Consider the following 26,208-nt stretch of genomic DNA (forward strand, 5'->3'; position numbering starts at 1 on the left):
GGTGGCGGATAGGACTCAGGTACTCGAAGGCATTCTGGAAACGGCGCTTTACGCGTCGGATCTGGATGCGGCCGACCGCTTCTACGGCGAGGTGCTCGGACTGGAGCGCATCGCCCGCGTCGATGGCCGACACCTGTTCTTTCGCTGCGGACAGGGCGTTCTCCTGATCTTCAATCCGACCGAGACTCTGAAGCCTACGGAGGCCCCTGCTTTGCCTGTCCCGGTGCACGGCACGACCGGCCCCGGCCATGTTTGCTTCCGGGTGTCGCGCGACAATCTGACATCCCTGCAGGAGAGACTTGCGACGGATGGCGTGATGATCGAGAGTGAGATCACCTGGCCAACGGGCGCGCGATCCTTTTATTTTCGCGACCCGGCCGGCAACAGCCTGGAATGCGCCGAACCGGGCCTCTGGTCCATCGGCTGAACCGATCTTCTCCATGCCGTGCGTCAACCGTTCGCTTTCATGCGGATCGGACGACCCATATTCACCGACCCACGTTTCCGCGGCGTTTCGACGTCCTCCGGTTCACACTTCGAGACCCACCATGACACGCACGCTTGACGACAAGACCCTGATCGTCGCCAGCCACAATGCCGGCAAGATTCGCGAAATCCGCGATCTGATCGGTCCGCTCGGCTTTTCCGCGAAATCCGCCGCCGACCTCAACTTCATCGAGCCGGACGAGACCGGGACGACGTTCGAGGAAAACGCGACCATCAAGGCGCTCGCCTCCGCACAGGCCTCCGGCCTGCCGGCCCTGTCCGACGATTCCGGACTGGTCGTGGACGCCCTGAACGGCGATCCGGGTGTCTACACCGCGAACTGGGCCGAGACGGCCGACGGGACGCGCGACTTCGCCATGGCCATGCACAAGGTGGAAGTCGCCCTGCAGGCGGCTGGCGCGACGACGCCGGAGACCCGCTCCGCCCGCTTCGTCTCCGTGCTCTGCCTTGCCTGGCCGGATGGGCATGTAGAGCTTTTTCGCGGCGAAGTGGAAGGCACCGTGGTGTGGCCGCCGCGCGGCAGCCAAGGTTTTGGCTATGATCCGGTCTTCCAGCCGGAAGGACACGAGCGCACCTTCGGCGAAATGAGCGCCGACGAGAAGCACGGCTGGAAGCCGGGCGATGCCGACGCCCTCTCCCATCGCGCCCGCGCCTTCAAGGTGTTTGCCGAGACCTGCCTCGGCGCCTGACGGATATGGCTGACTTCTCCTTTATCGGCGACAAGACGGACCCTGGCTTCGGGGTCTATGTCCATTGGCCGTTCTGCGCGGCCAAGTGCCCCTATTGCGACTTCAACAGTCATGTGCGCCACCAGGGCGTCGATCAGGCCCGCTATGTCTCCGCCTTCCTGAAGGAGATGGAGGAAGCGCGCCGGCTGTCGGGCCCGCGCACCGTGACCAGCATCTTCCTCGGCGGCGGCACCCCCTCGCTGATGGATCCCGCGACGGTCGATGCCATCATGAACGGCATTGCGCGCTTCTGGCATGTGCCCGATGGCATCGAGATTACGCTGGAGGCCAACCCTTCAAGCGTGGAGGCGACGCGGTTTCGTGGCTACCGTGCCGCCGGCGTCAACCGTGTGTCCCTCGGCGTGCAGGCGCTGAACGATCGCGACCTCAAGTTCCTCGGGCGGCTTCACAATGTGGAGGATGCGCTGAAGGCGATTGGGCTTGCGCGCGATATCTTCCCGCGCATGTCCTTCGACCTGATCTATGCCCGGCCGAAGCAGACCGTCGAGGAGTGGGAAGCGGAGCTGAAACAGGCCGTCTCCTATGCCGTCGATCATCTGTCGCTCTACCAGTTGACGATCGAGGAGGGCACGCCCTTCTATGGCCTTCACAAGGCAGGCAAGCTCGTCGTGCCCGATGGCGACCAGTCGGCGCTTCTCTACGAGGCGACGCAGGACATCACGGCAGCGATCGGCATGCCGGCCTACGAGGTTTCCAACCACGCGGTGCCCGGGGCGGAGAGCCGACATAACCTGACCTATTGGCGCTATGGCGACTACGCCGGCATCGGCCCCGGTGCCCATGGCCGCCTGACGATCGGCCGGGAGAAGCTGGCGACGGCGACGGAGCGCAAGCCGGAGACCTGGCTCGACCTCGTCGAGGCCAATGGCCATGGGATGATCGATCAGGAGGTGCTCGGCTATGCCGAGCAGTCCGACGAGTTGTTGCTGATGGGCTTGCGCCTCAAGGAAGGCATCGACCTCGTACGCTGGGAAGCACTATCGGGTCGCGCGCCCGATCCGGAAAAGGAACGCTTCCTGATCGAGCACGGGTTCATCGAGCGGATCGGCAATTCCCGGCTGCGCTGTACCCCCTCCGGCATGCTGATCCTCGACGCCGTCGTTGCGGATCTCGCCTGCTGAGGAAAATCAGAGGTGAGGTGACCGGCTCTAGAATCTGTTAGGTTCATTCTGAACCCGACAGATTCTCGTTTTCTTTGATGTCGTTTGCCTTTTGAGGATAACCGGTTTCCACTTATCCCTGACAAACTCTGAGGCCGGTCACAGGACGATCAAGCCCACTCGCCGCCGCGCATCACGGGCACCGCCGTGCCATCCTCCCGAACACCGTCGATATCGACCTTGTCGGAGCCGATCATCCAGTCGATGTGGATGAGGCTGGAATTGCCGCCTTGTGCGGCGATCTGCTCCTGGCTGAGGGACGCGCCGTCGAGGAAGCATTTCGAGTAGCACTGGCCGAGCGCGATATGGCACGAGGCGTTCTCGTCGAAGAGCGTGTTGTAGAATAGGATGCCGCTGGCCGAAATCGGCGAGGAATGCGGCACAAGGGCAACCTCCCCGAGACGCCGGGCGCCTTCATCCGTATCCAGAACCTTGTTTAGAACCGATTCGCCTTTCGACGCTTTCGCCTCGATGATCCGACCGCCTTCGAAACGAACCTGGATATCGTCGATCAACGTTCCCTGATGCGACAGCGGCTTCGTGCTGGACACATGGCCTTCGACCCGCAAGGCATGGGGCGTGGTGAAGACCTCCTCGGTCGGGATGTTAGGATTGCAGGTGATGCCGTTCTTGGCGGTGGACGCGCCGCCGTGCCACTCGTGCCCGTCTGCAAGGCCGACCGTCAGATCCGTTCCCGGACCGGTGAAATGAAGCGCAGAAAAGCGTTCGCCGTTCAGCCAGGTCGAGCGCTTGCGCAGGTTGGCGTTGTGCTCCTCCCAGGCTGCGACCGGATCCTCGACATCGACGCGGGATGCCGCGAAGATGGCGTTGGCCAGTTTCTCCACGGCCACGTTCTCGGGATCGTTCGGAAACATCTGCTGTGCCCATGACGGATTGGGGTAGGAGACGATGTTCCAGTTGATGTCGAAGTTCGAGATCTTCTCCAGCGCCGGCTTGTAAGCGATGGACATCGCCTTGTTTGCCCGCGCGACCTTCGACGGGTCCTGCGTTGCCAGCATCATGGGATTGTCGCCGGAGATCGCCAAGCGCGCCGCGTTGCCGGCATAGGCCTTCGCCATGCCCTCATAGAGCCAATTGCTGGCACGATCGAAGCTCTCGTCGGGCGCATGTTCGTAGCGCGCCAGCGTGCTTTCCTCATCGGAATAGAACGTCGTGACCAGACCAGCACCGGCGAGATAGGCGTGCTTGGTGATCAACCGAACCATCGGCAGAGCCGCGATGGGCGCCGTGATCACCAGATCCTGGCCTCGTTCCAGACCAAGGCCGATCTTGACGGCCACCTCGGCCAGTTTTTCGAGTTTCCGGTAGTCGATTGGCTGGGTGTCTGTCGCAGGTGCTGGCATGTCGAACATCTTTCACTGGGAAACGAGGTTCGAAGTTAGGGCATGCGAGCCGCTATTTGAAGAGGGAGATGGCGGGATCAGTGCCCTGCCCGGTGGTTGCGAAGGACCCGCTCCAAAGCCAGGCCCAGGATCAGCACGGCTGCCGTCCAGCAACCGATATAGGTCACGGACAGAAGATGGGTCGGATAGGTCGGATAGAAGCCGGTGCGAAACAGCGAAACGAAGTGCATCATCGGATTATAGGCAACGATGTTCCGCAATTCGGGCGGCATGTATTCGGGAATGAAGAACACGGCGCTCAGGAAAATCTGAACACGCGAAAAGAAGCCCCAAAACAGCTTCCAGGGATGAAACAGGAACGTGATGAAGGAATTCACCAGACCGATCCCGAAGGAGAAAACCGTCAGCATCAAAATGGAGACGATGATGGGTGTGAAATCGTAGGGAATGGCGAAACGGGATAATCCGAGCGCGTAGATCATCACGAAGCCCAGCCCGAACATGATCGTGAAGGATAGAAACTCCACGAAGCTCCGCGCGAGCGAATAGTCCAGCGCTTCGACATAGGGGATACTGGTGACCGACTTCGCAGCCTCCAGCGCCGTCGCTGTCTTGACGCTGATGGTTCGGAAAAACAGCACCGGCAGAATGCCCGTGCTGATGAACAGCAGCAAGCTGTCTCCGATAAGGAGATGCCTGTGCATGAACGTGAAGATCGCCCAGTGAATGATGATGAAAACAATCGCTTCCAGCAGATCGAAGAGCTGGCCGAAGGCGTGTTTGCTGTTCCGCAGACGAACTTCACGTATCGTCAATGCACTCACGATCCGCAGCTGCCGGGAGATCCCGACGGGAATGACACCCATGCTCATTGGCAGCTCTCCGGTCGCGCCAAACTACGCGTGGTCTCTGATGCTGTAGTAGACGAGCGTCATCACGATCCAGAGACCAAGCGCCGACAAGAAGACGAGGAACGTGTCGAAAACGACCTTGGGATAGGCAGCGATCTGCGCGATACCGGGCTGAACATATGTCGCCAGGTAGATCTGGTTGTTGCTGGCGAGCATGCGCGCATTTTCGTAATTCGTCAGCGACGAGGTGTAGAGCTTGGTCGCGATATCGAGATCGCTCTGGATCTTGTCGTACTGCGTCATCAGCTGCGCGTCTGCCAGCATGGCTTTGTTCGAAACGCCATCGCCCGTTGACCGAACCTGGGACTGGAGACGATCGAGTTCCTGCTGCGTCGCATTGATCTGGGATTTCAGCACGGTCAGACGCGGCGACTTGGCATCCATATAGCTTCCCAGCGCCGTGTACTGCGCCTGAAGGTCGGCAAGGCTACCGTGGAGCTTGGTGATCAACTGGATCTTGCCGTCGGCTTCCTTGCGTGCGTCGATGCTCTTCTGGCCGGTGCGCAGTTCCGTTTCCTGGCTGCGAACGTTCGTCAGGCGGGCTTCGGAGCGATCGAGCTCCGCCTTGGCGAATGCGAGCTGGCTCTGGCGCGCCTTTTCGGACAGATCGTTGACCAGCTTTTCGCAGAGGTCCTTCAGCGCCGTCGAGATACGGAATGCGTCCTGCGGCGAGAATGCCGCCACTTCGATCGTGTTGATCCCGGTGGTCAGGTCGTAGCTGGTCGACAACCGGTTGTTCCAGTATTTGACCAAGCCTTCGAGGGACACATCGGAGCTTAGCCGGGACAGAAAATCGACGTCGGGGCGCGAGTAGATTTCCCGCAAGCCGACATCTTTTTCCAGCGACTCCACCGCATCGCGGCTCATGGCGTAATCGGACACGATGTAGCTGTTCGACATCGTCAATGCGAGTTCGGCAGCGCTCGAACCACCGCCCCCTTCGCCCGGACGAACCGAGAAGCGAAACTCCGAGACGTAACGCGGCGAGGCGACGGCGGCGTAATAAAGACCGCCGATAATGGTGGGGATGATGACGACGAGAAGAAAGGCAAGCTTCGCGCCCGAAAAACCACTCTTCGCCTTCGTTACGAAGCCGGTCATCTTTTCGGATTTATAGGTAACCGTGGTCTTGCGAACCGGCTTCGCCGGCAGATCCGGCATGCGCTTCGGCACCGCCGCCATCTGACGGTTCGGTCGAACCTCATCCAGCCTCAGAACAAGCGCGCCATCCTCCTGCCGTGATTTCAGCTTGTCGGCTCTCGCGGTCTTGGACGCGTCGCTCATTGGCACTCCTGAAGGGGTCTTCGGCCTGTTTCGCAGCATGTATACCATGACTTACGGCCATTCGGAAGATCACCGCTACAAAGCGCGGCGATCCTGTCCTGGGACAGCTTTTGCCCGGAGATGAAGGCATTATTGCGGCGCAACAATGCCTTCTCTTTTTCACTACTTGAAGTTGTTCAGCGTGCTGCCGACAGACGCGGCCTGCGCGACGGGCGCTGCGGTCGAGCTGACCAGAGTTGCGAATTTGCGCACCTCGGCAAGCGAAGAGTTGGCGATATAGATCAGGTCGCGGTTTCGCAGGCTAAAGCCCTTGAGGAGGAAGAAGCCGTTCGGATCCTTCAGGTCGATCTGGTAGATGACGTTCGTCGTCGCACCGGAGGATGCGACCTTGCCCGGTACCATGCGCTGCACGAGCGATGTCGGCTCTGTGCGGTAGATGAAGACGCCGCGCGCATTGGCCCGCTCGTCGTTCAGGCCGCCGACCTTGGCAAGTGCCTGGTTGAGGAAGAGCTGAGATTCGTCGAACTGGATGGACGCATTGGCCGTCGCGGCACCGAACACGGTGAAGCTTCGTGGCTGGCGAATGAGCGCAATGACGTCGTCCGACTGGACGTAGATGTTCTCGCTCGGGTCCGAAATCAGCCGCTCCATCGGAACGGTTTCCGTGCGTCGGCCGCGCGTGATCTGGACGGAGAGCTGATGCGATTCGATGCGCGGTCCGCCTGCCATGGCGATGACGTCGAGCAGCTTCTCGCCGCGGGGCGAAAGAGCGATGCGGCCACTGCTGGCGACTTCGCCGGTGACGGTGACGGTGTTGGAAACGTTCTTGACGACGCTGACGAGAACCTGCGGCTGGATCGCGATGCGCGCGAGCGCATTCTCGATGGCGGCCTTGACCTGCTGTGGCGTGCGGTTGGCAGCCTTCACGGTGCCGGCATAGGGCACGGAAATCGTGCCGGATTCGGACACCGGCTGTTCCGGTATCTGCGTCGCGCCCTTGGCGGAACCGCCGGAGAAGAGACCGTCAGGCGACGCTTCCCAAATGGAGACGACGACCGTGTCGCCGACGCCGATGATGGACGAGCTTCGCTTGCGCGTATTGCCCAGTGTTTCGGCGAGCTGCGTGTCGAGGCTGCTGGAGAGAAGCGAGACGATACCCTGGGTGACCGGAATCACCGTGTAGGGGGAATAGCTATCCTTGGCTTCCTGGAGAATCTGCCCGGAGCTCGGTCCGGAGCTCGGCATAACCGTGCAGGACGTGGTGCTCAGGCAGATGGCGGCCAGCGACAAACTGGTGAATTTGGTCAAGAACGGCATGGGCACCCTCAAGCGCAGATCCTTCAGACGAAGATGATCTGCTCCCCCGAAATAGTGGTGTCGTTTTGGTTATCTCAACACCAACTGGTAAACAATGACTTCAAGGTCGCACCAGACAAAAACAAACAGGCCTCTGCAAAAAGGGCACAGTGCCTGAGGTCAGTATCGGTTGGACTCCAGGATTTCGGTTGGACAGGTCCACACGGAATCCTTGAATTTTACGGCCTTGCGAAGCGGAAATGCCTTGAACAGCGCTTCTCCGGTATAGGTCAGTCCCTTCCAGTTTCGATCGATGAAGCCGATGGCATCGGCCCAATCGGTTGGTTCCATCAATGGCTGAAGATAGCTCAGCACGGTCTCGCGATCGGCACCGCCATAAAAGTCGATCATACGATGATCGATCGGCTGCGGGCCATCGAAAGGTAAGGCCGCAGCCTCGCCGCGACCGGTCGAAAACCAGGCGCAGGGGATGTTGTAAGTTTCAGCTATGACCAAACCGTGAAGACTGGTGGAGAGAATCCGGCGGCAGGCGGCGATCTCGCGCACCTTTCGCTCGAAACCCTCCATGGTCGCATCCGTGTACGTGTTGATGATCGTAATGTCGTCCGCCAGTTCCGGGGGAATGGCATATCGGGTCAGCTGCGCCTTGACGGTTGCCGCCGCCGTCGCCTCATCAAGCTCGGAAATATGGACGATCACGCCCAGTTCAAAGCGCTTCTCAAGGTCGGGAAAGGGGAAAATGCGCGGCAGGAACCAGACGGGATCGCCGAAGACCTCGGGTACATCCAGACCCAGAGCCCGCAGACCGGTGGCCGTTTGCCGTCCACGAACCGCGTGCACGACGAGTTCCGTTTCAGGGGGCACAGCGTAAGGCGAGAGCGCGCCGGATGGCCCGCGATTGAGGTCGAACCCCGTGCCCCACAGATGCACACGCGCACCCTGCTGGGCATGCCCAATGGTGCCGACCGCCGCTAGTCTCTCTCTCGGTTGATCGAACGCGGCCGGCTCGATCCGCAGGCCGGACATCACGGAAACGACCACCGCGCTCAGGGCATCCCCGAGATTGGCGTCGGGATGGCGGTCTGTCGTCCAGACCCAGGAGAGACGCACAGCTTCGGCCGCACCCCGGTCACTTGTCACCAAGGCACCGGAAGCTGCCGATCTGTCGGGAGAGACGGAACGACGGAAAAGTCTTTTGGCTGCTTTTAGAGGCACGTCAAACTCCGCTCAGGCCACGGGCGTGCGCCGCCAGTTTTGAAAGCCAGCCGCGCGATGGCGACACGCCTTCGGTTGGCGGCCGATGACGCTCCATGGGAAGCGAAGCAATGAGAGGATGATCGAAGGCGCTGCCGGTCGGACCCTTGTCGAGCATCGTCCCCGGCAAGGGGAAGGCATCGATCAGTTCTTCTCCGGTAAACGTCTTCTGGTACCAGATGTCGTCGATCGCCCGGATCAGCGCGCCCCAGTCCGTCGCCGTGCGGCGGGGCTGGTACCAGACATCGAGGCTTTCCTGACCGATGCCCTGGTAAAGATCGACGAAGCGAAGGTCGAGCCCCTCCTCCTCCATCAGGTCGATTTTTCCCGGACCCGCCTGTGCAGCGCGGGGGGAAAAGTAAAGACAGGGGATGCCGTAGGATTCGGCAAAGACCATGCCGTGAAGGCTGGTGGAGACGATGCGCTTGCAGGAAAGGATTTCGTCGAGCCGTTCCCGGAGCGCGCCAACGGAAATCGGGGTCACCGTATTGATCAGGCGGACGCTCGACCGGTCGGCGTCCGAGACATGATGACGCAGCGATTCCGGCTTGGGATGCGCTTCGTAAGCGCGATCTTCCAGCTCGGACAGATGCAGGATAACGCCGAGTTCGCAGGTCTTTTCGACCGGTGCGGTGTGAAACCGCGGCAGCAGCCAGAGCGGATCGCCGAACACGCCGGCCCCTTGTGCATCCGGCGCCAGCAGGCGGCGACTGAACGGACCGCGCGTCGCATAGGTCGTGATCCGGGTGTCTGCCGGCGTCTGATAAGCGATCTTCGGCTTGTCGCCCTGATGCGGATTGAGGTTGGGCGAGGTGCCTGTTCCCCAGAAAGAAACGTCGCCGCCCGCAAACATGTGACCGATCGTGCCGACCGCCGCCAGCCGCGTGGCCTGGGACTTGGCAGCCATGTGATGCACCGGCAGGCCCGACATCATCGAAACGATAACGGCGGACAGGGCGTCACCAAGGTTGAGATAGGATTCCTTACCCGTCGTGGTCACCCAGGAGAGCGGAATGGTGCCCTCCGATTTAACAATATCAATGAGTTTTTGAGACAAATTCCACCATCGCGGCATTACTGAAATGGGCTTACCGGCCGCCCGGTATCGCCTTGGCCCTTTGGCCGAGCGTATACCATAGGCGAATAGTGTGCGAAAGTGGCGCGAGTAAGCCTATCCTTGCGGGGCGATCCCGCGCTTTTCCTACCGGCTTTGCGTGACCTGCAGGCGCGCAGCCGCAACGCCTGACGAGTTTTCATGTATCGCCTTTCCATGACGCCGCTGACGATCGAGACGCCGAGCGTGCTCTTCGATCTTTCGCGACTGGTGCGCAGCCGCCACAAGCCGTTCGGCACCGGCGTCGATCGCATCGACCTCGCCATCGGCCTCGACCTTGTCGCGCGCTTCGGCACCAACTGCCATTTTCTGCATGCAGGCATCCACGGCATCTGCCGGCTCGATCATTCCCTCGGCCGCGCCGTCCTCAGCCATCTCGATGCCGCCTGGAACGGCAGTCCCGGCGAACGCCTGGAGAAAAGTACCGATTGGCGCCTCTCGGTCATGCCCTTCGTCGATCGCATGTCACATCGCTTGCCCCGCTCGATCATCAACCGGCAGACCACCTATGTCGTTGCCTCCCATTCCGGCCTCGGCAAGGTGAAGGGTGGCATGAAGCGGCTCGATCCCAAGGCCGAGATGAAGCGGGTCGTCTATATCCACGATCTCATTCCGATCGATTTTCCGGAGTATCAGCGGCCGCAGACCTACAAGCAGTTCACCGCCTATCTCGATGAACTTTTCGATGCACCGGTTCAGGTCGTCGCAAATTCGAAGGATACGGCGCTGCGCATGCAGGCCTATGCCGCAGCGCAGGGCATGAGGCTCTCGGGCACGGAGGTGATCATTCCCACCCTGACATTCGGTGCCGCGGCTTCAGCGCCGGTCGCACCTGCCGTTCGCGCCATCATTGAGGATCCCAACCCCTATTTCGTGACGCTCGGCACCATCGAACCCAGAAAAAACCATCTTCTGCTGCTGGAGATCTGGCGCATGATGGCGGATCGACAACAGATCCCGCGCCTTTGCATTATCGGCAAGCGCGGATGGGAGAACGAGAACGTCATCGACATGCTGGAACGGTCGCCGGTCATCCGGGAACATGTGCTGGAGTTCGGCGGTCTCGGCGATCACGAGGTTCAGTTGCTGCTCAAGGGTGCGAGAGCCCTGCTCTTTCCCTCCTTTGCGGAAGGCCTTGGCATTCCTCTTCTGGAAGCGGGAGCACTGGGCGTTCCCGCCATCGTGTCGGACATTCCCGTGTTTCACGAGATTGCACCTTCGGATACTGTCTTTCTCAACCCGATCGACGGTTTGGGATGGATGCGCGAGATCCTTGCCCGAAGCGGGGAAGGCACAACAAACGAGACGGAAGGCCAGGCGTGAGCGTTACCTTTACCAATGTGCATAAGACGCTTCGTCAGAAAAACGAGAAGACGAAGGTGCTGGACGATGCCAGCGCTCTGTTCCCCGGCGACAAGATCACCGGAATCCTGTCGCCGCCCGGCGGCGGGAAGACGAGCACCGTGCAGCTGACCACGGGCAAGCTTCGTCCGGACCTCGGCAGCGTGCGCCGGGAATCGCTCGTTTCCTTTCCGGTCGCCGGTGGCGGTGTTTTCAACAATGCCCTGACGGGGCGGGAAAACCTCGCCTTTCTCTGCCGCGTCTTCGGTTTCGACCCCTTGCCGATCATCCGTTTCGTGATCGACTTTGCCGAGGTGGGCAAGGCGATCGACAAGCCGATGAAGCTGCTCAACCGCGACGAACGCACGCGCCTGCTGTTCACCTCGTGCTATGCGATTCCGTTCGAGACCTATATCGTCGACGAGACGCTTCTGGGTGGCCGCGGTGCGTTTCGCGAGCGGTGCGTGGAACTGGTCGAGGAGCGGATGCAGACGTCGGGATTCCTGATCTTCACCTCGTCGCCCGTGCTGCTGCGCCGCTATTGCAACGCATTCTTCACCATAGACCGCATGAAAATCACGCCGATGGACAGCACCGACGATGCCGTGGCCGCCATCGGCGAGGATCGCCTGAAGTTCGGCGCCGGCGATATCGAAGGCATTGACGAGAGCAGCGACGACACGTCCGTGATCAATCCGGGATGAGACCCGCCTTAGATCCACAAACCGACAGCCTGCCGGTCCTCACCTATGCCTTTCATATGCAGGCTTGGAAGAGAGAAGTGCTGCGCCGCTATTTTCCGGAGCGGACCTTCCTTTTCGTTCCCTTTTTCCTGAGCGAAACGCAGCTTCGGAAGGATTGGCTGGACCGGATCGATCTCGCAGCCTCGCCCGAGATTTTCGTCTGGAGCCTGAACCTGCCGGAAACGGTCCGGGCATTCGCACGTCGCAACGAAATCCCCGTCCATGTCGTGGAGGATGGTTTCATCCGTTCGGCCGTTCCGCATGCCGGTCGCACGCCGCCGCTATCGCTGATCGTGGACAGGCAGACGCCCTATTTCGACAGCCGGACCGCCTCCGATCTCGAAGACATCCTGCAACATCACGATTTCGAGGGAGATCCCCTGTTGATGGAGCGGGCGCGTCAAGGGATGGCGCTGCTTCTGTCGACGGGGATCAGCAAGTACAACGCGCCCTGGCGTGAGGTCGCCTTGCCATACGGACCCAAGCGCAAGCGACGGGTGCTGGCGCTGGGCCAAGTGGATGGCGATGCATCGATCCGTTATGGCTGCCCGCGGCCCGTGACCAACGAGGACATGGTGCGGCAAGCCGTTGCCGAAAACCCCGATGCCGAGGTTATCTACAAGCCGCACCCCGACGTGCTGAGCGGTGTTCGAAGCTCGTCCGCAGACCTTTCCGAACTGGCGCGCATCTGCACCGTCCTCACAGACCGCATCCCCCTGTCCCGTGCCTTCGAGACGATCGACCATGTCTACGCCATCACGTCTCTTGCCGGGTTCGAGGCGCTGCTTCGGGGGCTGCCCGTCACCGTTCTCGGCCTGCCCTTCTATGCCGGATGGGGTCTGACGGAGGATCGGCAGACAACGGCGCGCCGGCAGCGGCGCCTGACCATCGAGCAGGTGTTCGCCGCGACATATCTGCTGTATCCTCGCTATTTCCAGCCGGAGACGGGTGAGAACACGACGTTCGAGGCCGTCATCGGCGATCTCCGCCGCCCTGTCGCGCCTGCCTTTGCTTATCGGAAGCCCCCTTCGTGGCACGCCTCCGGCCCTTATGGGGTTCTGGGTTGGCGCCACGCACTGGCGCCGATCGTCGCCGCTGCCGTCAGACAGGTCGCAACGGCCGAAGATGCCGTTTACTACCGGCACTACCCGATCGACTTCTTTCGCGAGCGGCCCGAACGCGCCTTCCGCACCATCGGACGTCTCCTTTATCCTTTCGACGAAAGGCCGGACCGACAGAGCGATGCACCCTTCCGGTTGCTTCCGGAATGTCAATCGCCTAGATAACCAACGCAGTTTCGCTTCAGGACGTGGTCTTCCCATCCTTACAGACACATCTCCCCCTCGAGATGTGGGCTCGCCGCCCGCACCGCATTCGAGGGGACGAAGACAGGACGATAAGCATTCGATGACCAAGCCCCGCGTGATGATCGACGGTTACAATCTGGCCCTGGAAAAGGGGACGGGCATCGCCACCTATGCCCGCAATCTCAGCGGCCACCTGTCCGAACTCGGCTACCCCATCGACCTTCTCTATGGCGTTCGCGCTTCGGTCGGCAAAAATGCCCTGCTTTCGGAAGTCGGGTTCTTCGACCCGTCGACGCGGGCGCTGAAACCGACCGAGGTCATCAAGCGGCTGGCGACGTCGCCGCTCGGCACCACGGCGCGCCAGGTGCCGATCACCGGCAAGGTCATCGCGCGGCATGTGCCGGGCGGATTGCCCAAGCACGAGCGCATCTTCAACTCGCGCAATCTCTATACGATTTCGCGCTGGCACTTCCGCACCTACGGCCAGTTCATGCAGACGAGCTACGACCAGTCCGCCGACATCGCCCACTGGACGTATCCGCTGCCGATCAAGTTGAAGAATGCGGCGAACATCTACACGATCCACGACCTCGTGCCGCTGCGCCTGCCCTATGCCACGCTCGACAACAAACGCGAGTTCCTGAAGACCGTCCGCAAGATCGCCGACAAGGCCGATCACATCGTCACGGTCTCGGAGGTCTCGAAGCGCGATATCGTCGAACTCCTCGGCGTGGACGAAAGCCGGGTGACCAACACCTACCAGGCGGTCAACCTGCCGAGCCATATCCTCAACCGCGACGAGGACGAGGTGCGCAACGAGGTCGCGTCGATCTTCGGACTGGAGCACAAGAAATTCTTCCTGTTCTTCGGCGCGATCGAGCCGAAGAAGAACATCGGCCGGATCATCGAGGCCTATCTGGCGAGCCAGGTCAGCTATCCCCTCGTGATCGTCGGCCAGCTGGTGTGGAAGAACGCCAACGACCTCCGGCTTCTCGGCGTTCCCGGCGGCGGCAAGAAGACGGACGTCTATGACCCGACGATCGGTCACGTGACGCGCTCCTCCTCGATCGTACGCCTCGAATATCTACCGCTGAGCCTGCTGATGTCCCTGATCCGCTGCGCCCGCTCCGTCGTCTTTCCGTCGCTCTACGAAGGATTCGGCCTGCCGATCCTCGAAGCCATGCAGCTGGGAACGGCCGTCATCACCGGCAGCGAAGGCGCCAATCCGGAAATTGCAGGCGATAGCGCCATCGTGGTCGATCCCTATGACGTCAATGCGATCGCGCAGGCCATTCGCGATGTCGCACATGACGATGCCCTGATGCGGTACTACGAGGCCGAGGGCCTCGAGCGGGCGAAATTGTTTTCGCCGGAGCGCTATGCAGAGCGGCTCGATTCGCTCTACACCACATTGAAGTGACACCTTGATGCAGTCGATACGGAAGAGCAGCGATGAGTGACGAAAAGGCTCGGCTGGACGGTCTCGTGGCGCGTGCGCGCGAGACGGCAATTTCGGGTGCCAGCCCGGAGATCTCGGCCGTTCTCCTTGACATGGCGGCAGCGCTGGATGCAGCGCATAGCGCCGAGGAGACCGTTCGTCGCGAGGCTTTCCGCGAGGGTATCCGTGGTGCGGCCAAGGTCATCCGCAACCGGCAGGCAACCCCTGGCTCTCCCCTCGGCGACCTTCTCTCCTCGGCCAATGCCGATCCCGAAGCCTTCGCGAACGAAGTGTTGAAGGTCTCGGGCGGGGAACCCGTGACGGTGGCCGATCTGCGGCGGCTGCGCCAGAAGGTCAATACGGCGACCGAAGGCTCCGACGATATCGATGACGATCTGAAGCAGATCTATTATTCCGTGATGAACGAGCGAAATCCGACGGCCGCCGACATCCTGCCGCCGGGCTCCCCGTCCCGCTCGCTCGATGTGGCCACGTTCATTCTGGAGCGTATCCTGCGGGATGGCTGGTGGACGCTCGGCAATAGCGGCATCAATGCCAGCGATCAGCCGGTGGGCAAGGTCGGGCTGTCGCCGGCGCAGAGCTCGAAGCCCCAGATGGCGCCGACCCCGCCGCTCGCGCTGCTGTCCGCCCTCGTTCTCACGCTGATCGAGACCAGCAAGGGGCGCTGACGCAGGCGGCGCGGTGCCGAGCGCTTGCGCGCTTAGGCCTTGTTGCGCAGCCTGTCGGCGAGGTTCAGTTCCTTCACGTCATGCTGCAGCACCAGCCCCTGAAGCACCGGGTGCTCCCAGATGGTTTCGCCCGGACGGGCTTCAAGCGGTGCGACATCGAGCGGAAAGGCTGCGATCAACGCTTCCGCATCGAACGCCTTCGGCGTCCAGGCGCGGTCGATGGCGGAGATGAGATCGTCCCAATCGGTCAGTTCCGTGCGGGGCAAAGCATAGACGGGCAGTTCGGTGAGGCCGAGACCGCGGTAGAGATCGATAACCCGGGGATCGAGGTCGCAGGTCTCGTCGAGCTTTCGCATGTGCAGCCCGTTCACCGGACCATGCGTAGCAAAATGCAGACAGGGAATATTGTAGCTTTCGGCAAATACCATGCCGTGCAGGCTGGTGGAGACGATGCGTTCGCAGGCGAGGATCTCGTCGATCCGGGCTTTCATGTCGTCCATACCGATGGGCGTGACCGTGTTGATCAGGCGGACATGCGGAGCGAACGCCTCCGGTATTTTGTAACGCAGCAGCGTTTCCTTCAGGTGTGCTTCCGGATCGCGATCGGCCAGTTCCGACAGGTGGACGATGACGCCGAGCTTCCAGGTCTTTTCGACCGGTGGCGCATAGAACCGCGGCAGCAGCCAGACGGGATCGCCATAGATGCCGACCGTGCCTTCCGCCGAGCCGGTGATCAGCGCCTCCGACAGGGGCCCCCGCGTTGCCGTGACGTGAAACGTTGAGTCTTCGGAAGGCGCGAACGGGATCAACTCCTCCTTTGCCGCCGATGGATTGGTCCAGCGCGAGGACCCCGTACCCCAGAACCAGACCTCACCGCCGGAAACGCCATGCGCGATGGTGCCGACGCAGGCCATGCGCATCGTCTTGGAGCGGGAGGGAACCCGATGAACCGGCTTTCCGCTGAGGAGCGCCACCATGACCGGGCTCAGGGCATCGCCGATATTCAGGTAATCCATGGCCATCGTCGATCCCGCCCAGGAGAGCGGCACGGAGCCTGTCTTGCGGACCTGCTCGGCGAGCCTGTTCATCTTCATCTATCGACCTTCCCTGTTCCGAGCCCCGAGGGCGCGGCGGATCATACGTAAGTCATAAGGCAGAAATCGGAAGGCTGGCTGCGGATGCAGGCACCTTTCCCGCTTGCCTTCTGTCTGTCGTTCACACGTCCGTTTCCGGCACCGGCATGAGGGTGAAAAGTTCCTGCGCCAGCTTCACGCCGCGCAAGGCATAGCGGCCGATGGAGACCACCTCCCTGTCGCCGGGTGGCGGTGCCGCGGCCACGAAGGGCGAGGACATGACGACCGTGCGATCGACGAAACGGCAGAGCGAGGCGATGCGGCTGACCTCGTTGACGGCGGGTCCGATGACCGTGAAATCGAGGCGATCGGCGCTGCCGATATTGCCATAGAAGACGTCCCCGATATGCAGCCCGAGATAGACTTCGGTGGTCGGGCGGCCTTCCATGGCGCGGCGTGCGTTGAGATCGGCAAGCTTGCCCCGCAGGCGCCGTTCGGCGTCCAGCGCCCGACGACAGGCATCTTCCCGCTCTTCCGCCTTGAAGATCGCGAGCGTGCCGTCGCCGATCAGCTTTAGCACATTGCCCCCGGCCTCGTGGATGGAGGTGATGACCGCATCGGCGTAATCGTTGAGGAACGGAATAATCTCGTCCGGGGCGAGGCTTTCGGTGATGCGGGTGTAGTTCTGCAGGTCGGAAAACCAGAGCACTGCCGAAATCCGCTCGGCCTTGCCCCGGGTGATGCGCCCCTCGAGCACGTGGCTTGCGGCGTCTTCGCCGAGATAGACTTCGGCAATCGTCCGCGTGACGCGGCTGAGCGATCCTGCCTTGATGGCAAGGGCGAGGACGGGCACCAGTGAGCGCAGTGCATCGACCTCCTGATCCGAAAAACCACCCTCGTCGGCCGTCGTCCAGTGCGAGTAGAAACAGTCCATATCGCCGATATGGGCGTCCGGCGAGAAGCGGTGGATCATGGCGATATAGTCGCGATGACCGTCCGCCAGCAGCGTGTCCAGCGCATAGAAATCGGTGGGATCGCCGAAGCCGATCCGGCGGCGCAACTCGTTGCCGTTGGTTTCGCGCAGGTGGTAGAACGGCGAGCGCTTCCAGTTTTCCTCGGAGACGCCCTCGTTCGTCGGGCCGTATTCGAACATGCCCTTGCCCGGCTCGCGGCTGTCCCACTGGAAGGCGCGCCCTTCATAGACAGGGTGGAGGGTGTCGATGAGTGCGAGCCCCCTGTCGAGCGGCAGCCCGGCCTCGCGCAGATGCTCGCAGAAGCCACGCATGATCTCCATCTCGTCGGAGCCCTTGAGACCCTGCGTCGTCAGCCATGCGGAGATGCGTGCGATTTCGCCTGAGTCCATGTCCGCCACTCCCTGTACCCGTCGTCATGATGCTGCGGTTCCCGGCCCTCGGCTTCGAAACGGAACGGCAAGAAATTGTTCGAGGGTGTCGGGTTCTACTGCATATTCCGCCAAACCGGAATCGTTTTCAGTCCGATTTCCGAAAGGTCAGACGAACATTAAAATGCGTCGGGGTTTATGCCTCCTTCGACGTGTAGAGCGCGCGGGAGCGTTCGAGGTGGCGCAGCATGGCCTGCTCCGTGGCATCGGCGTCGCGGGCGACGATGCAGTCGATGATGGATTGGTGCTCGGAAAGCGTCACGGTTTCCTTGCCGGTCCAGATCAGCATGTGCGTGTGGTAGCCGCGCAACCAGGCGAGCATAGCTTCGCTGACGGCGATATAGATAGGATTTCCGGAGATGCGGGCGATGCGGGTGTGAAACTCCATGTCGGCGGCGATGAAGGCGGCAGCATCGTCCAGTGCCGCCTCCTGCCGAACGAGGATCGCCGCGAGGTCTGCGATATCGGCTTCAGTGGCCTTCACTGCGGCTTCCCGCGCCATGCCCCGCTCGAAGAAGATACGAGCGCTTTTCAGGTGCTCCAGCGTGTCGGAGGATTTCGCGAGCATCATCTGGGCCGTCGTATCCACCTGACGCAGGATCGACCGGGCCGTAAGCTCCAGCACCCGGGCGCGTTCTCCATGGGAGATGACGACGAGGCCCATATTGGCCAGTGCCTGCATCGCCTCGCGGATCGCCGGCCGCCCGACGCCGAAACGCTCCATCAGCTCCCGCTCCGAGGGCATTTCGTCGCCGGGATTAAGTTCGCCGGACGTGATCATCGCCTGCAGGCGGGAAAAGACCTCGTCGGACAGTTTTCGGCGCGTGATGGTTTCGGTCGGCTGGCTCATGAGGTTCCGGATATTTGTTCGATCCTGCATCTTCGCATGCCGCAACGCGCTTGGAAAAGGGAAACGCGTCCGCGCCTCGCTTTCTCCCCTGTCGCAACGCCTGCTGCTTCTGCGCATTTTCCGGTCATCGATACTTGCGTCATTGTTATACTCATTATACCAGTTCATCAACGACGATCTGCCGGAGCCGACAGGTCGAGACGGGGAGGAGAAGCCGATGATCACCGTGACCTATCGCATCGAGACGACGGGAAGCGTCGAGGCCATGGCTGCCAAAATCGCCAGCGACCAGTCTACAGGGACCTTCGTGCCGGTTCCGGGTGAAACGGAAGAACTGAAAGCACGGGTTGCTGCACGGGTGATCGCGATCCGGCCGCTTGAGCCCGCGACGACGCCGAGCTGGCCGGAAGCGCCATCGGATCACGGAACCATCCACCGGGCCGATGTGGACATCGCCTTTCCGCTCGATGCCGTGGGCACGGACCTCTCGGCGCTGATGACGATCGCCATCGGCGGCATCTTCTCCATCAAGGGCATGACGGGGCTTCGTGTCGTGGATCTCAAGCTGCCACCGGAATATGGTGCCGCCTATCCCGGCCCCCAGTTCGGCCTGCCGGGCAGCCGGCGGCTGACGGGCGTCGAGGGCCGGCCGATCATCGGCACGATCGTCAAGCCGGCCCTGGGTTTGAGACCGATGGAAACGGCCGAACTGGTCGGCGAACTGATCGGCTCCGGCGTCGATTTCATCAAGGACGACGAAAAGCTGATGAGCCCGGCCTATTCGCCGCTGAAGGAGCGCGTCGCCGCCATCATGCCGCTGATCCTCGAGCATGAACAAAAGACCGGCAAGAAGGTGATGTACGCCTTCGGCATCTCGCATACGGACCCCGACGAGATGATGCGCAACCACGACATGGTGCTCAGCGCCGGTGGCAATTGCGCCGTCGTCAATATCAACTCGATCGGCATGGGCGGCATGGCGTTCCTCCGCAAGCGCTCCGGCCTCGTGCTGCATGCGCATCGCAACGGCTGGGATGTTCTGACCCGGCATCCCGGCATCGGCTTCGACTTCAAGGTCTGGCAGCAGTTCTGGCGGTTGCTTGGCGTCGATCAGTTCCAGATCAACGGTATCGGCGTAAAATACTGGGAGCCGGACGAGAGCTTCGTCGAATCCTTCAAGGCCGTGTCCACACCGCTCTTTTCGCCGGCGGATTGCCCGCTTCCGGTTGCCGGATCCGGGCAGTGGGGTGGGCAGGCGCCCGAAACCTATCGACGCACGGGACGGACGACCGATCTTCTCTACCTCTGCGGCGGCGGCATCGTCAGCCATCCCGGCGGACCGGCCGCGGGCGTGCATGCCGTGCAGCAGGCCTGGGAGGCCGCCGTTGCCGACATCCCGCTCGAAACCTACGCGCTCGACCACCCTGAGCTTGCTGCATCCTTGAAGACCTTCGGCGGAAAGGATGCCTGACATGGCAGCGCCCCTGCTTCTCAGCTATTACGGCGATGATTTCACCGGCTCGACCGACGTCATGGAGGCGCTGGCCTCCCATGGCGTGGAGACCGTGCTCTTCCTGCGCATTCCCGATGACGCGCTGCTGCAGCGCTTTGCCCATTGCCGCGCCATCGGCCTTGCCGGCACCAGCCGCAGCGAGACGCCGGCGTGGATGGATGAACACCTGACGCCGATCTTTCAATGGCTGAAAGCGCGGGAAGCGACCGTCTGCCACTACAAGGTTTGCTCGACCTTCGATTCGGCCCCTGCGGTCGGCAATATCGGCCGGGCGATCGAGATCGGGCTCGATGTCTTCGGACAGGGTCTCGCACCCCTTGTCGTCGGGGCACCGCAGCTCAAGCGCTACACGGCCTTCGGCCATTTGTTCGCCGGCTATCAAGGCGACGTCTATCGTATCGATCGCCATCCCGTCATGAGCCGGCATCCGGTGACACCGATGAACGAGGCCGATCTTACGCAGCATCTCGGGCACCAGACAGAACTGCCGGTGGCGCTGGCCGATCTCACCATGCTCACGGATGCGCAGATCGATGCGCGCGCCGCAACGCTTGCCGGCAAGGGCATTCTGATGCTGGATGTGGACGGACCGGAGACGCAGAAGGCGGCAGGCGCGCAACTTCTCCGGCTTGCCAACCACGGTTCGCGGTTCATGGCGGGATCGTCGGGCGTCGAATATGCGCTGCTCCAGGCTTGGCGCTCCGCAGGGCTGGTCGAGGGCGCACGGGACTTTCCGTCTCCGGGTAAAGCAGACCGGATCGCGGTCGTCTCCGGCAGTGTCTCGCCGACCACGGAGCGGCAGATCCGGCAGGCGACCGGGGCGGACGGCTTCGACGGCGTGGCGCTCGATCCTCTGGCTCTTCTCGGGGAGGATGGCGAAAGCGTTATCGACCGCGCGATCCGGGAGGCGCAGACGAGCCTTGCCGCCGGCCGCAGCGTCATCCTGCATACCGCGCTTGGTCCGCAGGCCGACCGTGGCGGCGAGATCGACCGGGTGGTGGGCAGCCGGCATCGGCTGGGTCAGATGCTTGGCCGGATTCTTCTACAGTTGATCGAGAGGGAGGCCCTTGGCCGTGCCGTCATCGCCGGGGGCGACACGTCGAGCCATGCGCTCGGTGCGCTGAAGGTCGATGCCCTCACGACCCTGCTGCCGCTGCCGGAAACGCCGGGATCGCCGCTTTGCACCGCCCATGGCTTGCATGCCCCGACCAACGGATTGCAGATTGCATTGAAGGGCGGACAGGTGGGACGCGATGGCTACTTCGCCCAGATCCGCGACGGACGCGCGACATCGGCTGGTTGACTCATTATACCAGTCGCCCTTACATAGCCTGACCTGATCGGCTGGGCTGGACCCTGAACGACACTTTTCAAGGACATTGACCATGCCGAGTTTTCGAGGAGCGCTGATCGGTTGCGGCTTCTTTGCCGTCAACCAGATGCATGCCTGGCAGGATGTGGAAGACGCCGAGATCGTCGCCATCTGCGACCGCGACCCGGAGCGCCTGCGGATCGTCGGCGACCAGTTCGGGATCGCGCGCCGCTATAGCGACGCCGCGCAGATGATGGCGGATGGCGGCTTCGATTTCGTCGACATCGCCACCACGGTCAACAGTCACCGCGCGCTGGTGGAGATGGCGGCTTCGCACAGCCTGCCGGTCATCTGCCAAAAGCCTTTCGCGCCGACGCTCCGCGATGCCAAAGCCATGGTCGCGGCCTGCGAGGCAGTGGCCGTTCCCCTGATGATCCACGAGAATTTCCGCTGGCAGACGCCGATCCAGGCGGTGCGCAAGGCGCTCGAAACGGCCCAGATCGGCACGCCATTCTGGGGCCGCTTCTCGTTCCGCTCCGGCTATGACGTGTTCTCGGGCCAGCCCTATCTGGCCGAAGGCGCGCGCTTCATCATCGAGGATCTGGGCATCCACACGCTCGACATCGCCCGCTACATTCTGGGCGACGTCACGACGCTCACTGCCCGCACCAAGCGCGTCAATCCTGCGATCAAGGGCGAGGATGTCGCGACGATCCTGCTCGATCACGAAAACGGCGCGACCTCGGTCGTCGATGTCAGCTATGCCACCAAGGCCTCCGTCGAGCCTTTCCCGGAGACTCTGATCGAGCTGGATGGGACCGAAGGCTCGTTGCGGCTGATGCAAGGGTACCGGCTGGAGATCACGAATGCATCCGGCACGGAGATCCACGACGTATCACCGACCCTCCTCCCCTGGGCATCGCGCCCGTGGCACAATATCCAGGAAAGCGTCCTTGCCATCCAGCAGCACTGGACGGAACGACTGGCGAGCGGCGCGGAAACCTCGACGTCCGGAGCCGACAATCTGAAGACCTTCGCACTGGTGGAAGCGGCCTATGAAAGTGCGGCGACGCTGCAGCCGGTCGCGATCGGGCCGCTGATCGCATGACGGACGATGCGCTCGCGTTCCGCCTGACCGGCACCGTTCGCACTGAGCCGGCTTCCCGCGTGCTCGCGGCTGGAGGACTTTCGGCGGAGCTTTCCGGCGGCGCACTGCGCAACATCCGCTTTGACGGTGTGGAGGTGCTTCGCGCCGTGTCCTTCCTCGTGCGCGATCGTGACTGGGGCACCTACGATCCCGAGATCGAAGATCTTGTCGTGGATCAGCGCGCGGACGGATTCACCGTCATTTACAGCGCGACATGCCATGGCCCGGAGGGGACGCAGCTCGTGCTTCAGGCCCGGATCGAAGGCGACGACCATGGTCGGCTCGGCTTTTCCGGCACGGCTCGGTCCGAAACAGGATTCGAGACCAATCGCTGCGGCTTCTGCGTGCTCCACCCGATCGTCGGCGTCGCGGGAACGCCGGTTCGGGTCGAGCATGTCGACGGGACCCTTGAGGCGACCGTCCTGCCGGACCTTATCGAACCCTGGCAGCCCTTCAAGGAGATGCGCGCCATCACCCATCAGGCTCTACCGGGCGTCAGCGTGGAATGCCGGATGGAGGGCGATACGTTCGAGATGGAGGATCAGCGAAACTGGTCGGATGCCTCTTACAAGACCTATGTCCGCCCGCTTGCTCTGCCTTGGCCCTACCGGGTAGAGGCGGGCGTGGATGTTGCACAGCAGGTCACGTTGCAGGTCGTGGATGAGCGGTCTCGCCATGCTGATTCACGCTCGGCGCAGCCGGAAGGGCCGGTGAAACTAAGGCTTCAGGAAGGCCTTGCACAACCGCTGCCGCCCATCGGGCTCGTCGTCACGCCTGAGGAAGCGGCAGCGACGCAAGCCTTGCTTGACGCCGGCCTCGGCCCGCAGGCGCAGGCGTTGCTCTTCCATTTCGATCCGCTCGCGGGCCACGATGGTTCGGCATTCGATGCCTTCGCGACTTTTGCGCGCAAACATCCGGGATCGTCCACGCTGGAGATCGCGCTGCCCTGCCGGGAGCCCTTTGGTGACGAACTGCGTGCGATGGCGGCAGCGATGAACAAAGCAGGCTTCACGCCTGATGCCGTCATGGTGTCTCCCGCCGTCGATCGGCAATCGACACCGCCCGGCAGCGCATGGCCGGACTGCCCGCCGCTCGACGACATCTATGCCGCAGCGCGGGCGGCATTCCCATCCCAAGCGCTCGGTGGCGGCATGCTCAGCTACTTCACCGAACTGAACCGCAAGCGCGTGCCGGCGGCAGCACTCGATTTCATCAGCCATTGCACCAACCCGATCGTGCATGCGGCGGACGATCGCAGCGTCATGCAGACGCTGGAGGCGCTGCCCTTCATCACCCGCTCGGTGCGCGCGATCTACAGCGACCGGCGCTATCGCATCGGGCCCTCCACGATCCCCATGCGCCAGAACCCCTATGGCAGCCGGACGATGGACAATCCGGATGGCAGCCGGATTCCGATGGCGAACCGGGACCCGCGGCAGAACGGCCTTTTCGCCGCCGCCTACGCCATCGGCTATGCCATCTCGGTCGCACCGGCCGGGCTCGACCAGTTGACGCTTTCGGCCCTGACGGGCCCGTTCGGCCTGATCGCCGGCGCAAACGAACCCATTCCCGAGGGCGGGCGGCGACCGCTGTTTCATGCCGTCGCCATGCTTGCGGATCTCGCCGGCGCGAAGGCCACCATCATTTCATCCAACCGGCCAGATGCGGTTCTCGCAATGTGCGCGCAGAGAAAGGATGGCCGGACGATCCTTGCGGTCAACCTGACGCCGCTGCCGCAGGCACTCGATCTGTCGGCGCTCGGCATCGCTCCTGACGCATCGGCCTATCGGCTGGATGCGGAAACGATGATCGATGCTGCGGTCGGTGCGCTGAAAGCCGAACGGCTCGGCACCGGGGACGTTCGGCTCGGCGCCTATGGCGTGCTGCGGATCGACGGCTGAGCGCGCATTTTTCCGAAGCGGCGGCGTGCCGTTTGGGCTATCCTCATCGCTCGCGACTGTGATCGCCGCCCCCGGAGGAGCCCCGCTTATGACCCTCATCCGCACCCCTCTCGTGCATCTGACCCTTGCGATCGGCCTTGCCGTATCCCCTGCACAGGCGGCCTCGCCGCAGCCGGTTGCGGGCGAGAACGGCATGGTCGTCACGGCCCAGCATCTGGCGTCGGATGTCGGCGTGGAGATCCTGAAGCAGGGCGGCAATGCGGTGGATGCCGCAGTTGCGGTCGGCTATGCGCTGGCCGTCGTCTATCCCACGGCCGGCAATATCGGCGGCGGCGGCTTCATGACGGTGCGCCTTGCCGACGGCCGCACCAGCTTTCTTGATTTCCGCGAGCGGGCGCCACTAGCCGCGACCAAGACGATGTATCTCGACGAAAAGGGCGAGATCGCCAAGGGCCGCAGCACGGATGGCTATCTCGCCGTCGGCGTGCCCGGATCGGTGGCCGGTTTCGAGGCCGCGCGCACCCGCTTCGGCACCCTGTCGCGCGAGGCACTTCTGGCACCGGCGGTCAAACTCGCTGAGCAGGGCTTCACCCTCGATGGCGGCGATGTCACTTCCCTCGGCAACAGCCTGAAGAAGCTCGGCCGCGACCCCGCCGCCGCCGCGATCTTCCTGACGCCCGACGGCCAAGCCCCGAAGATCGGTGCGACTCTGGTTCAGCCGGACCTGGCGCGCAGCCTGGCTGCGATCTCGAAGACGGGGCCGGACGCGTTCTACAAGGGCGCGATCGCGGACGATATCGTCAAGGCGAGCGCGGAGAAGGGCGGCATCCTGAAGAAGGCAGATTTCGAGCGCTACGCGGTGCGCGAATTGAAGCCGGTCACCTGCACCTATCGCGGCTACGAGATCATCTCCTCCCCTCCGCCGAGCTCCGGCGGCGTCATCCTCTGCGAAATCCTCAACATTCTCGAAGGCTATCCGCTCGGTGAACTCGGCTCCGGTTCGGCGGCGACGGCGCATGTGATGATCGAGGCGATGCGCTATGCCTATGTCGACCGCAACTCGGCGCTCGGCGACCCCGACTTCGTCGAGAACCCGGTGGAGAAGCTGCTCGACAAGGCCTATGCGCAGGAGATCCGCGGCAAGATCGACCTTGAGAAGGCCGGCATTTCCGCCCAGCTTGCACCCAAGGGGCTCGGGGAAAGCCACGAGACGACGCATTACTCGATCATGGACAGCGCAGGCAACGCGGTCTCGGTCACCTATACACTCAACGGCTCCTTCGGCGCAGGCGTCGTCGCGCCCGGCACCGGCATCCTGCTCAACAACGAAATGGACGACTTCACCTCCAAGCCCGGCGCACCGAACCTCTACGGGCTCGTGCAGGGAGAGGCCAATGCGATCGCTCCGGGCAAGACGCCGCTCTCCTCCATGAGCCCGACCATCGTGACCAAGGACGGCAAACCGTTCATGGTCATCGGCAGCCCCGGCGGCGCCCGCATCATCACCATCACGCTCGAAGCCATCCTCAACGTCATCGACCATGGCATGACGCTGCAGGAGGCGATCGATGCGCCGCGGCTTCATCACCAATGGATGCCGGACACGGTGGCGATCGAGCCCTTCGCCTTGTCCGCCGACACGTTGAAGGTGCTTCAGGGCATGGGGCACGATGTCGGCCCGGACAAGAACTGGCCGGTCTGGGGTCAGGCCGCCGGCATCCTCGTCGGCGGCAGGACGGCGGCGGAGGCGGGCGAAGGTTCGACAGGCGCCCGATATTACGGCACCATGGACAGCCGCGCCGCCTCGGGCGCGGCGCGGGGGTATTGAGCGA

At 62.6% G+C, this 26,208-nt stretch carries 22 protein-coding genes; 13 read left to right on the forward strand and 9 right to left on the reverse strand.

Annotated features, from left to right (window positions below; genetic code table 11):
- Nucleotide 1: 1 nt before the first annotated feature.
- From G8E10_RS02125 to hemW, 3 genes are all read left to right on the forward strand, one after another.
- Nucleotides 2–427 carry a VOC family protein gene (locus G8E10_RS02125; RefSeq protein ID WP_167126404.1) on the forward strand — a complete coding sequence of 142 codons (426 nt, stop codon included), beginning with the start codon at nt 2–4 and terminating at the stop codon, nt 425–427.
- Between the two features lie 121 nt (nt 428–548).
- Nucleotides 549–1,196, forward strand: coding sequence for an RdgB/HAM1 family non-canonical purine NTP pyrophosphatase (rdgB, locus tag G8E10_RS02130; RefSeq protein ID WP_110800289.1), 648 nt, complete (start codon nt 549–551; stop codon nt 1,194–1,196).
- 5 nt (nt 1,197–1,201) lie between these two features.
- Nucleotides 1,202–2,377, forward strand: a complete 1,176-nt coding sequence (hemW, locus tag G8E10_RS02135; RefSeq protein ID WP_167126407.1) for a radical SAM family heme chaperone HemW — start codon at nt 1,202–1,204, stop codon at nt 2,375–2,377.
- Nucleotides 2,378–2,526: 149 nt separating this feature from the next.
- Here hemW and G8E10_RS02140 read toward each other — a convergent pair whose 3' ends face one another.
- From G8E10_RS02140 to G8E10_RS02165, 6 genes are all read right to left on the reverse strand, one after another.
- Nucleotides 2,527–3,780: an aminopeptidase gene (locus G8E10_RS02140; protein WP_167126410.1), complete on the reverse strand. Its 1,254-nt coding sequence runs from the start codon at nt 3,778–3,780 to the stop codon at nt 2,527–2,529.
- A gap of 77 nt (nt 3,781–3,857) precedes the next feature.
- Complete coding sequence (locus G8E10_RS02145) at nt 3,858–4,652, reverse strand: ABC transporter permease (protein ID WP_245420034.1); 795 nt, start codon at nt 4,650–4,652, stop codon at nt 3,858–3,860.
- 24 nt (nt 4,653–4,676) lie between these two features.
- Entirely contained in the window at nt 4,677–5,975 is a 1,299-nt protein-coding gene (locus G8E10_RS02150) for a KpsE/RkpR family capsule polysaccharide export protein (RefSeq protein WP_110800291.1), read from the reverse strand.
- A gap of 162 nt (nt 5,976–6,137) precedes the next feature.
- The gene (locus G8E10_RS02155) at nt 6,138–7,292 is read right to left on the reverse strand and encodes a polysaccharide biosynthesis/export family protein (RefSeq protein WP_167126413.1); all 1,155 of its coding nucleotides are present in this window, start codon (nt 7,290–7,292) and stop codon (nt 6,138–6,140) included.
- A 159-nt stretch (nt 7,293–7,451) separates the two neighbouring features.
- Nucleotides 7,452–8,432, reverse strand: coding sequence for a polysaccharide pyruvyl transferase family protein (locus G8E10_RS02160; RefSeq protein ID WP_343289657.1), 981 nt, complete (start codon nt 8,430–8,432; stop codon nt 7,452–7,454).
- 76 nt (nt 8,433–8,508) lie between these two features.
- Complete coding sequence (locus G8E10_RS02165; RefSeq protein WP_167126416.1) at nt 8,509–9,603, reverse strand: polysaccharide pyruvyl transferase family protein; 1,095 nt, start codon at nt 9,601–9,603, stop codon at nt 8,509–8,511.
- A 198-nt stretch (nt 9,604–9,801) separates the two neighbouring features.
- On the opposite strand from G8E10_RS02165, the gene G8E10_RS02170 reads away from it, so the two are divergent.
- The 5 genes from G8E10_RS02170 (at nt 9,802) to G8E10_RS02190 (ending at nt 15,178) form a co-directional block, all read left to right on the forward strand.
- A complete protein-coding gene (locus G8E10_RS02170) occupies nt 9,802–10,983 on the forward strand; it encodes a glycosyltransferase family 4 protein (protein WP_167126419.1) in 1,182 nt (393 codons plus the stop codon).
- Complete coding sequence (locus G8E10_RS02175) at nt 10,980–11,705, forward strand: P-loop NTPase family protein (RefSeq protein ID WP_110800295.1); 726 nt, start codon at nt 10,980–10,982, stop codon at nt 11,703–11,705. The genes G8E10_RS02170 and G8E10_RS02175 overlap by 4 nt, the downstream gene beginning before the upstream one ends.
- Nucleotides 11,702–13,030 (forward strand): capsular polysaccharide biosynthesis protein, encoded by a 1,329-nt coding sequence (locus G8E10_RS02180; protein ID WP_167126422.1) that lies wholly within the window; start codon nt 11,702–11,704, stop codon nt 13,028–13,030. Before G8E10_RS02175 ends, G8E10_RS02180 begins: the two co-directional genes overlap by 4 nt.
- Nucleotides 13,031–13,151: 121 nt before the next feature.
- Nucleotides 13,152–14,471, forward strand: coding sequence for a glycosyltransferase family 4 protein (locus G8E10_RS02185; RefSeq protein WP_245507105.1), 1,320 nt, complete (start codon nt 13,152–13,154; stop codon nt 14,469–14,471).
- Between the two features lie 32 nt (nt 14,472–14,503).
- On the forward strand, nt 14,504–15,178 hold the full coding sequence (locus G8E10_RS02190; protein ID WP_167126426.1) for a hypothetical protein: 675 nt from the start codon (nt 14,504–14,506) through the stop codon (nt 15,176–15,178).
- Nucleotides 15,179–15,210: 32 nt separating this feature from the next.
- On the opposite strand, the gene G8E10_RS02195 is transcribed toward G8E10_RS02190, so the two are convergent.
- The 3 genes from G8E10_RS02195 to G8E10_RS02205 form a co-directional block, all read right to left on the reverse strand.
- Nucleotides 15,211–16,272 carry a polysaccharide pyruvyl transferase family protein gene (locus G8E10_RS02195; protein ID WP_281517368.1) on the reverse strand — a complete coding sequence of 354 codons (1,062 nt, stop codon included), beginning with the start codon at nt 16,270–16,272 and terminating at the stop codon, nt 15,211–15,213.
- A 121-nt stretch (nt 16,273–16,393) separates the two neighbouring features.
- The gene (locus G8E10_RS02200) at nt 16,394–17,614 is read right to left on the reverse strand and encodes an adenylate/guanylate cyclase domain-containing protein (RefSeq protein WP_167126429.1); all 1,221 of its coding nucleotides are present in this window, start codon (nt 17,612–17,614) and stop codon (nt 16,394–16,396) included.
- Nucleotides 17,615–17,789: 175 nt separating this feature from the next.
- Entirely contained in the window at nt 17,790–18,503 is a 714-nt protein-coding gene (locus tag G8E10_RS02205) for a transcriptional regulator NanR (RefSeq protein ID WP_167126432.1), read from the reverse strand.
- Nucleotides 18,504–18,720: 217 nt separating this feature from the next.
- Here G8E10_RS02205 and oiaX point away from each other — a divergent pair, with 217 nt between their 5' ends.
- The 5 genes from oiaX to ggt all read left to right on the forward strand — a co-directional run bounded on the left by oiaX (nt 18,721) and on the right by ggt (nt 26,204).
- The gene (oiaX, locus tag G8E10_RS02210) at nt 18,721–19,974 is read left to right on the forward strand and encodes a 3-oxo-isoapionate-4-phosphate decarboxylase OiaX (protein WP_167126435.1); all 1,254 of its coding nucleotides are present in this window, start codon (nt 18,721–18,723) and stop codon (nt 19,972–19,974) included.
- Entirely contained in the window at nt 19,967–21,319 is a 1,353-nt protein-coding gene (locus tag G8E10_RS02215) for a four-carbon acid sugar kinase family protein (protein WP_167126438.1), read from the forward strand. Before oiaX ends, G8E10_RS02215 begins: the two co-directional genes overlap by 8 nt.
- 82 nt (nt 21,320–21,401) lie before the next feature.
- On the forward strand, nt 21,402–22,436 hold the full coding sequence (locus G8E10_RS02220; protein WP_167126441.1) for a Gfo/Idh/MocA family protein: 1,035 nt from the start codon (nt 21,402–21,404) through the stop codon (nt 22,434–22,436).
- Nucleotides 22,433–24,376, forward strand: a complete 1,944-nt coding sequence (apnL, locus tag G8E10_RS02225) for a D-apionate lactonase (RefSeq protein ID WP_167126444.1) — start codon at nt 22,433–22,435, stop codon at nt 24,374–24,376. The genes G8E10_RS02220 and apnL overlap by 4 nt, the downstream gene beginning before the upstream one ends.
- A gap of 88 nt (nt 24,377–24,464) precedes the next feature.
- Nucleotides 24,465–26,204 (forward strand): gamma-glutamyltransferase, encoded by a 1,740-nt coding sequence (gene ggt, locus G8E10_RS02230; RefSeq protein WP_167126447.1) that lies wholly within the window; start codon nt 24,465–24,467, stop codon nt 26,202–26,204.
- The last annotated feature ends 4 nt before the right edge of the window (nt 26,205–26,208 follow it).

The organism is Ferranicluibacter rubi (genome assembly GCF_011603255.1).
GTDB classification, from domain to species: domain Bacteria; phylum Pseudomonadota; class Alphaproteobacteria; order Rhizobiales; family Rhizobiaceae; genus Ferranicluibacter; species Ferranicluibacter rubi.